Source organism: Nitrospinota bacterium, assembly GCA_029881495.1.
In the GTDB taxonomy this organism is placed as follows: domain Bacteria; phylum Nitrospinota_A; class UBA7883; order JACRGQ01; family JACRGQ01; genus JAOUMJ01.
This window is the reverse complement of record JAOUMJ010000011.1, coordinates 24747-36171: the sequence shown is the minus strand read 5'-3', so window position 1 is coordinate 36171 and position 11425 is coordinate 24747. Positions and strand designations below refer to the sequence as shown.

Here is an 11425-nt window from a genome sequence, read left to right as displayed (position 1 = left end):
GTTTTTCAAGAAGACGTCCTTCCACGATACCTTTGAAATTACGTAAAACTGCTTTCCTACTTCAATTATATTGTACCAATTCTTTTGGCACTTTCCAAACGACTCGGAATTGCGCCCCATATCACCTTTCACATATGCAACGAAATAATACATCAACCATATTATGCTACATCTGTGTCTATTTATACCTTTTCAGATTATCCTACTTCTTGTACCTCGAAGTCAATTTATTTTTAACTGCTATTCAAAGATTCTGCTATCTGACTTTAATCTATATTCTAATTCACTGGGACAAAGCATACAGAACTAACTCCTTATTTATCAATGAGAAGGAGGAGGCCCCGGGGGTGTGTCGACCCCGGGGCCCTAAGACAGGATCGGCTATTTGAGAGGAGGAGGAGTTAGATAGCCAAATCCCATAGAAGGAGCAGTTTGTTTTGCTGATCATATTCAGAAAGGACCCCATTCATGATGGTCTTCCTGGAATCAGCGTCTGATGTATCCATAGTTGCCTGTAAAGCAAATTTCACATTTTGAGCCGGCATGAAATCAATCTTGAAATCTGCCTTCGCGGCATTCGCTTCAGGTATTTCATGGTAGAGATCGTCATACATTTCTGAAAAATCCTTCGTTGTCGACTGCGCATACCTGGCGCCAATGGCTATTGAACTGCTGACCCTGTATACCCATGCGACGCTTAGCCCTGTTCTGTCGTTCACACCCCTTACATAGGTATGCATGCCTGTCGGATCTTTTCTCTCATCAGTTCTAAAGCTGTTTTTATCGAATACGAACTCTACCCGCCATCTTTCGGTCTCGTATTTCATATTCAGTATGATGTCTACGGTAGTTTCATTTGGATAGAGACGATTAGGTTTAAATTCTCCATCTTCATTAAAGTTATACAGGAATGTCCCGACACCACCGGTATCTACTCTCGTGAATGTTGTCGCTCCGGATTTAACCTGCCAATATTTGATAGAAAGCCCAAAATTGTCCCAGTCTATTCGGCCTGTTGCCCCTACCCCTTCACCATGCCCTCTGTAGGTTCCCCCTATCGTCTTTACGCCGGTCACATATACCAGATCGTAAGTGAATAGATGGTACCCCGGATTTCCATAGATCCTTATCCCGGTATCCGACGCACCAGCGTGCAGACCGTGCGCAAAACCGCGAAAACTCTCGTTCCCGTTATAAGCGAGGTTTGGCTCTCCAAACCATTCTCTGGTCTGAGGTACAATATCGTAGTCGGCGGTTCTTATCACGCCGATATCGAGTGCCATACCCCCTTGACCAAGCATATTTACAAGGCGGATGTACCCCTGCTCCATCTCCTTGCCTCCCAATGGATAGGAGATGAAATATGCAACATCCTTTGCGGCACTGCCGGCCGCGTAGAGATTAAGGCTGTTCGGCTCGGTACAACAGGCAAACCGTGTTGACTGCCTCCCTTCAAGGTCTGAAAGTGGGCTCTGGAGCTGGTACCCCCCTTTCAACCTAAGGCTTACCGGCGGATTTGCGTCCCCTGAGTCAAGATGAAGATTCCAATCAGGTGATACTTTCCCAAAGTCGCTCCCATCACGTCCATCTGGGAGCTGATAGCCGTTTATCTTGAATTGATAGCCGATCTTGTTAAGCCTTGGCCAAGTTGAGTGACAGAGCGTACATGGGGCCGAATATTTTTTTGCAAACGACGGAACCGCCTCTGCCTTCTCAATGCTGAAGCCGAGTAGAAGAAAAAATGCAAATATGACAAACAGGCTAACTTCTATATTTGTCTCAGATGAAGGGCAAGAACCAGTTGAAAACTTCCTCAAATCAAACTCCTCAAAAGGTGTATTTACCAAACGCTGAATAACTAAAGATCACCCTTTATTTTTGGAATAGATTACTTTAGTCTGACATAGATGTCAAGCATAATTCTTAAAATAATTTTATTTTATTATGTTATTTTATTTTGAACAAGGAAACGTATCTTATTGTATTTACAACATCATTCACAGCTGATACTTGAAATTCAATATTTTGAAGAAGAAAACTGATTATTTTTTTTTAGAAGTGGTTCATTTTCGACCCAATGCTCGGAGGTGAAAAGCAATTAGAGGAGACCCAAACATTGAGGATATGAAATAGTAAACAGACTTTGGTTTAGAAATTTCTCGCTTTTCGCAACGCGGTGTAAGCTTTGTTGATCTCTCCGAATTTAACTGTTGCGAATTCCACCAGCTCTTTTCCGAGGTGCGCAACCTTATCCGGGTGATATTGAGATGCCATCTGTTTGTATGCTTTCTTTATCTCTTCATTTGAGGCATCCGAAGTGAGACCAAGAACAGCGTAATCGTTTTTTTCCGGGTGTACCTTTTCTCCTGTTGAATGGTGCGATTCCCCTTTATATCCACTGTATTTGTATTTGATCCTTTCGTGCTCTTCCCGGCTGATTCCGAGGCTTTCAGCAAGAAATCCAAGTTCGTGCTGTTCCTGAAGGCTGATCGTACCATCAGCCGCTGCTACCTGGTAGCAGATATCAAGAAGTCTCAGAACATCCTCGTGACCAGCATTCTTTTTGAAATCACGGGCAACAACTCCAATATCCGGATTCAATCTTTGGGTTTCGGCTATTAAACCTTCAACATATCTTATTTCCATACCGGAAAAACCGAGCCCGTTTATGAAAAAGCTCCTTATCATTTCTATTTCACTTTTTGAAACTCTGCCGTCCGCCATCGAAATCTTCGTCATTATAGTCGTCAGGTAGGTAACGAAGAACGCGAGGTCGTTTTCCGGCCTCCCCTGCTCGAAATTTCGCTGTGCGTCCTTTGAGAGGAAATGTTGAAGTGAGCCCCCCACTATCGCTCCGAGTGGTCCGCCGAGGAGAAAGCCGAGCCCCGCTCCAAAAACCCACGCCATTTACTTCCTTGCCTCCAATGTAAATAATTCTGTTAGAATATCGCATAAATTCTAACAGAAGTGGAAACGTATTAATCTTTTATTGGAAGTTTTTTTCGAAAATGAAGTTTGACCTCCGTGAATTTTATGGAAACCTGTCACCCGCCATCAAGTGGCAACTCGGTTTCCTTCTATTATTCTTGCTGCTCTCACCCCTGGCGATCATAAGGGTGATGGTTGCTCCTGCGCAAGACGTCTCTTCATCCGTAAGCATTGAGATAAAACCCGGCACCGGAACCAACAACATCGCCTATATTCTGAAAAAAGCGGGGGTAATACGTTCTGAAAACGGATTTATTCTTTGGTCGATGATCTCCGGTAAATCGAGAGACCTTCAGGCTGGGGAGTATGAGCTCGATCCATCCAATAATATCTTTGAGATTGTGAGCATGCTTTCATCCGGCAGGGTAAAACTTTGGCCTGTCACGGTTCCTGAAGGGCTGACCATCACGGAAACAGCGAAAGTAATCGCGTCGGCAGGTTTCAGTGACGAAAAATCGATCATTGAAGCGGCGAAGAACAGGGAAATACTATCAAGGTTCATGATAAAGGGGAAAAGTGCAGAAGGGTATCTCTTTCCTGAATCCTATCGGTTCAGGAAAGGGGTGACTGCCGAGAGAATTATTGAAAAGATGATCACTACTTTCTTTGAAAAGATCGGACCTATAAAGGAAAAATACCAGCCCTACTCCGACCTATCTTTCGAGGAGATAATAACCCTCGCATCCATCATAGAAAAGGAGACCGCCTCCGATGACGAATACAACCTCGTATCCGCAGTTTACAACAACCGCTTAAAAAAGAATATGAAGCTCCAGGCGGATCCAACCGTCATATACGGTCTGCCGGATTTTGACGGAAATATACGAAAGAAGGATCTGCAGTATGATTCCCCGTACAACACCTATCTCTATACCGGCCTCCCACCAGGCCCGATCGCGAATCCCGGCATAAAGGCGATAACCAGCGCCTATACTCCCTCAAAGGTAAGCTACATCTATTTCGTGGCGACAAAAGCTGAAGGGAAGCATGTATTCTCCAATACATTAAGGGAACATGTGAATGCGGTAAACAAATACCAAAAGAAAAGGAGGAAACAATAGGTGCTCCTCTGGAGAAAGGCTTTTGAGAAACATCTAAAGAGAGTGTTTGGCGAAAAGCTTGAGGTAGTATGGACCGACAACCGCCGTACGATGGTATCGTTCAACAAGAAGAAGGATATTCCGGTATTAAGGCTCCACTCCGCTTTTGAAACGGCAGATGAAGATGTTCGAGACGATCTTGTTTACTACCTGCTGCATCCCCGCGCCAAGGTTCCAGAAAGCATTCATACTTTTGTAAAAAGCATACCCGCGCATGGGAAAACCGGTAGCCGAAAAACGAGAGTGACAAGCCGTGGGGATAACTACGACCTTCGAAAAATATACAACAAGCTGAATAAAAAGTATTTTGACGAAAAGCTTAATGGGCGCATCACATGGGGAAGACGTGTGTTCGGTAAAAAACGCTCTATCCTTTTCGGCTCATTCTCCCCCTCGGAAAACCTTATTCGGATACACCCTGTACTGGATACAGAGCTTGTACCCCTCTTTTATCTGGAGAGCGTTATTCACCATGAAATGGTGCATGAATACCTACATCTGACGGGAGAGAACGGAAGTGAAAATCTCCATTCACACCTTTTTAAAAAGATAGAGAGCAGATTCAGCCACTTTGAACTTGCCCGTGCCTGGCAAAAGAGGCACATACATAAACTCTTAAGATATAATCCTGCGAACGAAAAATAATCTTTTCCAGAATAATGGAGAACTGAAGTGGGCAATGAAAAGAAGTTTAATCCAAAATGCCTTGAGCGGCTCCGCAATCCGGAGAGGGAAACCAGGGAAAACATCGAAGTGATCTGGAACCGGCTCGCGCTTGTAAATCCCGACTGTGTAATCGATATCGGAGCCGGCATCGGGTACGCGGCGATACCGTTCGCGAAGAAAATGAGCCACGGCACCGTTTGGGCATGCGACATAAGCACGGAGATGCTTGCCGAGCTTGACAAGGAGATCAAGAAGGAAAATGTTTCAAACGTAAAGCCGCTTTTAATGGGAGAGGTGGACGTACCCCTTCCTGATGTGATAGCGGACGCGGTTCTTATGCAGAATCTGCATCATGAATTCGATGATCCGATAAAAAATCTCTTGGAAGTGAAACGGCTTTTGAAATCTGGAGGGAAAGCGGTGATCATCGACTGGAAAAAGGAAGAGACCCCCGCTGGTCCACCACTTGAGATACGAGTAACCGGAGAAGAGATAATGGAACAGCTCTCGGAAGCGGGATTCGGCAAAATTGAAAGTTTTTCCGACCTCCCCTACCACTCTTTTGTCACTGGAGAAAAAGCCTGACCCAGGATTTATAAATTTTCAAACTGATGATACTTGTCAGACAAAATTATCCGGGAACTCCGCTTACCCGGCATGGTTTAGTATCTTCTTGACCCTCGACAACAGATCTTCAAGTTCCACAGGTTTTGAGATGAAGTCGTTGGCGCCCATTTCGAAAGCCTTATCCCTGATATTGATATCAGCGTCCGATGAAAGCAAAATCACAGGCACTGACGCGGAGCCCGAACTGCTTCGAATCCCAGCTAGAAGCTCAAACCCTCCCTTAATCGGCATATCAATATCAGCGATTACCAGATTGTGCAGATCCTTCTGCATAATTTCCAACGCATCCTTGCCGTTTTCAGCTTCACTGAAGTCGGACTCGATTTTTTCAAGCAGTCTGCACAGGTTAATGCGCTCGTTCCTGTCGGCATTTGCCAGAAGAATCTTCGGTTTCATATATGGCAACTCCACGAAAAATACTGAACCTTTTCCTTTTACGGATTCCACTGTGAGGCTCCCACCATGGGCTTCGATTAATTCGCGGCTGAAAGGGAGCCCAAAGCCGCTACCTGTTTCTCCCGCAGTGCCGACCGTATTCGTTTTCACTTCATAACTGAAAATAGTCGGAAGATTTTTCTGGCCTATCCCTACGCCGTTATCCCTGATGGCTATCGTACTTTTCTTTCCAGACGGCACGAAAAAGGTAATTTCGCCACCTTTATTTGAAAACTTGATCGCGTTTGAAAGAAGATTTTGAATCACTTCAACAAACATGTTGGAATCAGCATATATCCGTGTTCCGGGTGGCACTTCGTTATGGATGACTATTTCCTTGTTTTGGGCGATATGAATATAGTTTGCGATGCAATGCTGAACAGCCATAAAACTGTCGATAAATTCAAAAATAGGGGTAATTTTGCCAAGTTGCAATCGGCTTATCTTCAATAATTCGTCGATCATTCTAATCATCCCTTCCCCGATGCCGGTTGCGCGGTTGATTATTCCAGCATGTTCCGGATCCAGCACTTTTTTATTGTCATCTTTCAGAACTGACAATAACCCGATGATCGTCGCAAAAGGCGATCGAAGGTCATGCGCAACAAGGGTAACAAACTTGTCCTTAAGTCTTGTTGCCTCCTCCGCTTTTTCTTTCGCCTTCTTCATTTCTTCTTCAGCTTTTTTTCTTTCATTTATTTCGGTCCAAAGATTTCTCGTTCGCTCTTCTACAACGTGTTCCAGGTTATTAGTATATTCGCCAATGGTGCGCGCCATTTCATGAAAGCTCTCTGAAAGCCGCCCTATCTCATCATTCTTTGGGTCTATATCCCTCTCCCTTGGCGTATATTTTCCTTTTGTAACAAGCCGCACAGAACGCTCCAGCCTGTAAAGACGATCAAGAATAAAATATTTAAGCAATGTGGTAACTATCAATAGCGTCAGGACAAGAACCCCAGCCATCAACCCTGCAAAATATGTAAAGCGGCCCGGCCCGATTAAAACTCTCAGGTCCATTAAGGTAATGTTGTACCACCTCATTTTTTCCAGATACGCGACCCCGGCAAGATAGCGGTTGCCGTCGATATTTACGAACATCGTTCCTACCCCTTTATCCTCTCCAGTCAGGGAATCCAGCAACGCGCGGAACTCCTTTTGTTCATCTGGCGAATCAAGCATCTGAAAAACAGTCTTTCGTTCATTGATGCTTTTTGTAAGACTCCGAAAATCTATGTATTGAAGATTGCGATGCGCCTGAATGGCTCCGCTTTCATCAACAAATATGTTGTTTACACCCGGTTGCTTGATATCTACTATCTGCTGTATGAAATTAAATAGATTAATTCCTGTTCCGATGATGCCTAGCGTCTTTCCATCTTCAGTTACCGGGCAGTTTATCCAGACCTTTGTCACTTTAAGTTTCCTGTCCTGATCCACATTCAGTTTGCACTCTGGGCCGGATGCCGCCGTCAAATAATACCAGCCATCTTTCGGGTTATCCGGACTCAGGGTGTATCTGTATTCATTTTTCGTGTATCTTCCATCCTTGTCGTTGTAATAGTAGTTGCCGGATTTATCTATTACGAAGAAGTAGCTTTTGTCCCTGAACATCTCTCGATACGATTCCAGCTCGTCAATCGCGCGTCTCTTCAGATCAGGATCATTTTCATTTTTTGCCCATTCACGAACTGCGGGAGACTGGACCAGATGCGATGCCAGATCCACTTCCCTTAACAACGGCTGGAGACTGCGTGATTTGTCGAAAGCGACCTGTTTTCTGGCTAGTATTTTCCCAAGCTCTTCCGTCGCATTATCAACGACAACCTCATATGCCAAAAATGAAATTGTTGAGATCAATATGAAAATCAGAAGGGTGAGAAGGATAAACTTCCCATTTAGGCTGCCGGTAAAGAGGCCTGGATCTCTATTTAAATTCTTTTCGTACATACAAAATTGCCAGGAACATTTTTAAAACTATCTGATGATGGAAACCAGCGACACGTCAAAGCGAATAACATGATAGATATTACCATATATTGAAAATTTGTATCATAACCTCCAGATTATCAAAACCTGGGCAATGTTCTCGTCGGTTTCACTGTCACCGAGCTTATTCATCCAGTACTGCCACTCAATGCCGACAAACAGCTTGTCACGAACTCCATTGACGTCCGCGCCCAGATCGTACCTTATCTGAGGCTGACCCAATATCCAGCTCTCCGCCTTATCGTTGAATTCGTTTGTTCGCGCCTCAATATATTCAACGTGCCCCTCAATGCTGAAACTACTACCGAACGACATGAATGGATATGCCCAATTCAGATCCACCATAAAGCTGTCGCTCTCTTTCGGCGCGCCTCCCGATGAAACTCCGCCGTTGCGGTCTATATACGCTGTAATGTCCGTATTTAGAAAAGCAAATCCTGGAATATCCCATGATAGTCGTATGCCTGGCAACATCTTTCGTACATTGGCATCTGCGCCTGCGTTTAAACCGAATATTATCCCTAAATCACGCACTGGCCCCACGCTCACATCCTGTCCTAAAACCTTCCCCATGCTAAGATTTATATACAACTCGCCGTATACATCCGAATCGTTGAAACCGTCCTTAACATTGTCCTGAAGGTAATCTATGAAATAAAAGGTATCCCCATAGGCCCAGCCGCTCGCATGTTGAAAAGTAAGGATATCGGTATCGGCTTTTTTCCCGCCGGTAAATGAGGGTGCCTGTAGCGCACCTTGCTGATAATGCAGTTCATTTATGCTCCACTCAGCCGCATGCGCAATTCCTAGTGGAAAATAAATGAATAAAAGAAATGAACATGCGATTGGGAATAGTTTTTTTACCAAGCGCGGTTTTGAAGGTATTTTCGCAAAATGTGATTTCGAAATTTGCATAAACTCCTTTTATTTCACAAACGAAACACAAATAGTTTTACTGTCTTTCACTTCCCGTAAAATAGAACCTGTTTTTCCTCTCCCGCACCTTCGGCTGAAGCGTATTTGAAAAAGAGTTTCATCCCGTCTATATCTTCATCGTCAAGATCGTACTTTATCCTGTGTAGCAGATAATCCCGGCACTCTTCATCCGATATGCCTATCTTGTCACATGCGTCATCGCAGATTGAAACGATATTTTCAAAGCCGATGGCTTTAGCTTCGGCAAGCTGCATGACAGCTTCATCGATATTTATCCCGTTCCGAACGCAAAGTATGGCAAAAACGAACGGCTTCCCTGTAAGGCCGTGCCACTCTTCCGACAAATCAATTACGCGATAATGTTCCAGATCCACTTGAAACGCCTCGTCACCTATCAGTAAAGCGCCATCCGCATTCGACAGCATTGTAGGGGGAACTTCGAAACTGCCGGTAACTTCGACAGTTTCAATATCGCGCCCATATTTTTTCCTGAAAAGTATTTTTAAAAGCGCAACCGATGTCCGGCTTCTGAAATCTACGGCGATCTTACGTATCCCTTCGACCAGCTTGTCGGAAAACATCAGCACCGTTTTGACACACCCTGCAGAGGCAATAGAAAAGCCGGGAACTATTTTCAAACCGGGTATCCTCAAATATTCGACCGCTGGTATCAACGCAAAATCCACCTCCCCTTTTTTCAGCATGTCTGCAAGCGCTGACGGGGGTGCGAAAACCGTTTCAAATGAGGGCTGAATGAGTTTTTCGGTGATCGCGTAGGTAAGCGGTTTTGAATTCAGGAAATCGTGGCATCCGAATTTCAACCTCTTGCTGTTCATCTGGTTCAGAGGATAAGGGCCTCAACCCTCTTTCCGCCCACAGCATTATAGAGCGTATCCCGTCTTACCGGTACGCGCCCAGCAGACGTTATCAGATTCTCAAGCATTGATACTGTGAGACCCTGCTCGGTTTCCGCTCCGGCGGAGTGGGTGATCCTCTCCTCTAGAACCGTTCCGTCGATATCGTCTACGCCGAATATCAGCGACAGCTGTGATATCTTTGGCGATATCATTATCCAGAACGCCTTTATGTGGTCAAAATTATCCAGCATCAGTCTCGATACCGCCAGCATCCTAATATCAAGCTGGCCCGAAGTGAAATGTCTCTCGGCAAGTTCGGTGTTTTTCGGATGAAAAGCTAGCGGAATAAAAGCCATGAAGCCGCCGGTCCTATCCTGAAGTTCGCGGAGCTGAACCATATGATCTATCCGGTCTTCCGGTTTTTCAATATGGCCGTAAAGGAGCGTAGCATTTGATCGCAGTCCAGCGTTATGCGCTGTCTCCATTACCTCCAGCCAGCGTTTGCCGGAAATCTTATTGGGACATATCTTTTTCCGTACTTTGTCGTTAAAAACTTCTGCTCCACCCCCCGGAAGTGAACCTAGCCCGGCATCCTTCAGATCGATCAACACATCCTTAATGTTTTTACCGGATATTTCGGCAAAATAATCTATCTCAACTGCGGTAAACGCCTGTAGATGGACGTTCGGATATTTTTCGTGAAGCCGTGCGATTATCTCCCTGTAATATGAATACGGTAATTCCGGGTGAAGACCGCCTACTATATGGAACTCGGAAATATCTTCGGAAAAATCTTCACCCGCTTTCTTCATTACTTCATCAATCGCCCAGGCGTATCCGCCATCCTCCCCTTCCTTCCTCTGAAAGGCGCAGAATCGGCATTCGTTTATACAGATGTTCGTGTGATTGATATGCTTGTTGATAATGTAGTATGCATTGTCGCCATTTTTCCTTTTGCGCATAATGTCGGCAAGCTGGCCTATAGCCAAGAGGTCGGGAGACTCCATGAGGAAAAGGCCATCATCGAATGTGAGCCTCTCCCCTCTTTCGACCTTTTTCGCTATCTTTTTGATGTTCATTCCATCTCCCGATATTTCCCTAACTCAGGTAGAATCCTTTTTCTGAAGTTCATCCGCATGGACAGTATAGAAATCCATCGCCTTCCTTACCACATTTTGCGCGTCCACTCTGCCGGAAAATTCATCAACCGCTACATCTTTACCCTTCTCGAGCTTCTTGTAATCCTCGAAAAACTTCCTCAATTCGTTTATCTGATACTCTGGAAGCTGGCTTATATCGTTATAATCCATAAAGGCAGGGTCGGCATTCATTACCGCTATGATCTTGTCATCGGCATCGCCGTTATCCACCATCCCCATACATCCGATCACTTTCGCTTCTACGATGGACCTTGGGTACAGAGGTTCCTGGCAGAAAACAAGAATATCAAGGGGATCCTTATCCTCACAGTATGTCTGAGGAATGAACCCGTAATTTGCCGGATAAAATACAGCTCCATAAAGGATGCGGTCGACCTTGATAAGTCCGCTCCTTTTATCAAGCTCATACTTTACCTTTGAGCCCATCGGAATTTCGATAATGGCATTGACGATTTTTGGAGCGTCATCCCCTACATCAAGTGAATGCCAAGGGTGTAGTATCGGGTAGTCCCTAAACCTGGTCAATATGTACCTCTTTCTTTGAAAAAGTCGTGTTGAGAATTGAGATTATCATATTCACGAAACTTAATATAGTACGCTTTCCCCCTGTACGGCAGTTATTTTCAGGTGTAACATAATGAATGTGGAAGAAAGCTTCCATCTGGATTTG

At 44.8% G+C, this 11425-nt stretch carries 10 protein-coding genes; 3 read left to right on the top strand and 7 right to left on the bottom strand.

The window, feature by feature from the left end:
- Nucleotides 1-401: 401 nt before the first annotated feature.
- Together OEY64_06550 and OEY64_06545 are read right to left on the bottom strand one after the other, a co-directional pair.
- Nucleotides 402-1817: a hypothetical protein gene (locus OEY64_06550; protein MDH5542607.1), complete on the bottom strand. Its 1416-nt coding sequence runs from the start codon at nt 1815-1817 to the stop codon at nt 402-404.
- A gap of 331 nt (nt 1818-2148) precedes the next feature.
- On the bottom strand, nt 2149-2907 hold the full coding sequence (locus OEY64_06545; GenBank protein ID MDH5542606.1) for a DnaJ domain-containing protein: 759 nt from the start codon (nt 2905-2907) through the stop codon (nt 2149-2151).
- Nucleotides 2908-3008: 101 nt separating this feature from the next.
- Between OEY64_06545 and mltG the strand changes: the two genes are divergently transcribed.
- From mltG to OEY64_06530, 3 genes are read left to right on the top strand one after another with little or no spacing between them, the layout of a single operon-like run.
- Nucleotides 3009-4049, top strand: a complete 1041-nt coding sequence (gene mltG / locus OEY64_06540) for an endolytic transglycosylase MltG (protein MDH5542605.1) — start codon at nt 3009-3011, stop codon at nt 4047-4049.
- Nucleotides 4050-4733 carry a hypothetical protein gene (locus OEY64_06535; protein ID MDH5542604.1) on the top strand — a complete coding sequence of 228 codons (684 nt, stop codon included), beginning with the start codon at nt 4050-4052 and terminating at the stop codon, nt 4731-4733.
- Between the two features lie 27 nt (nt 4734-4760).
- On the top strand, nt 4761-5339 hold the full coding sequence (locus OEY64_06530) for a class I SAM-dependent methyltransferase (protein ID MDH5542603.1): 579 nt from the start codon (nt 4761-4763) through the stop codon (nt 5337-5339).
- A gap of 63 nt (nt 5340-5402) precedes the next feature.
- On the opposite strand, the gene OEY64_06525 is transcribed toward OEY64_06530, so the two are convergent.
- The 5 genes from OEY64_06525 to OEY64_06505 form a co-directional block, all read right to left on the bottom strand.
- The gene (locus tag OEY64_06525) at nt 5403-7763 is read right to left on the bottom strand and encodes a response regulator (protein MDH5542602.1); all 2361 of its coding nucleotides are present in this window, start codon (nt 7761-7763) and stop codon (nt 5403-5405) included.
- A 102-nt stretch (nt 7764-7865) separates the two neighbouring features.
- Complete coding sequence (locus OEY64_06520) at nt 7866-8717, bottom strand: nucleoside-binding protein (protein MDH5542601.1); 852 nt, start codon at nt 8715-8717, stop codon at nt 7866-7868.
- A 47-nt stretch (nt 8718-8764) separates the two neighbouring features.
- Nucleotides 8765-9574, bottom strand: a complete 810-nt coding sequence (locus OEY64_06515; protein MDH5542600.1) for a menaquinone biosynthesis protein — start codon at nt 9572-9574, stop codon at nt 8765-8767.
- Nucleotides 9575-9579: 5 nt separating this feature from the next.
- Nucleotides 9580-10674, bottom strand: coding sequence for an aminofutalosine synthase MqnE (mqnE, locus tag OEY64_06510; GenBank protein MDH5542599.1), 1095 nt, complete (start codon nt 10672-10674; stop codon nt 9580-9582).
- Nucleotides 10675-10698: 24 nt separating this feature from the next.
- Nucleotides 10699-11280, bottom strand: coding sequence for an inorganic diphosphatase (locus tag OEY64_06505; GenBank protein MDH5542598.1), 582 nt, complete (start codon nt 11278-11280; stop codon nt 10699-10701).
- Nucleotides 11281-11425 lie beyond the last annotated feature (145 nt).

What these genes read in the sequence shown, in the direction of transcription:
- OEY64_06545 (MDH5542606.1), bottom strand. Translation starts at nt 2,907, where the DNA reads ATGGCGTGGGTTTTTGGAGCGGGGCTCGGCTTTCTCCTCGGCGGACCA.
- mltG (MDH5542605.1), top strand. Translation starts at nt 3,009, where the DNA reads ATGAAGTTTGACCTCCGTGAATTTTATGGAAACCTGTCACCCGCCATC.
- OEY64_06525 (MDH5542602.1), bottom strand. Translation starts at nt 7,763, where the DNA reads ATGTACGAAAAGAATTTAAATAGAGATCCAGGCCTCTTTACCGGCAGC.
- OEY64_06520 (MDH5542601.1), bottom strand. Translation starts at nt 8,717, where the DNA reads ATGCAAATTTCGAAATCACATTTTGCGAAAATACCTTCAAAACCGCGC.
- OEY64_06515 (MDH5542600.1), bottom strand. Translation starts at nt 9,574, where the DNA reads ATGAACAGCAAGAGGTTGAAATTCGGATGCCACGATTTCCTGAATTCA.
- mqnE (MDH5542599.1), bottom strand. Translation starts at nt 10,674, where the DNA reads ATGAACATCAAAAAGATAGCGAAAAAGGTCGAAAGAGGGGAGAGGCTC.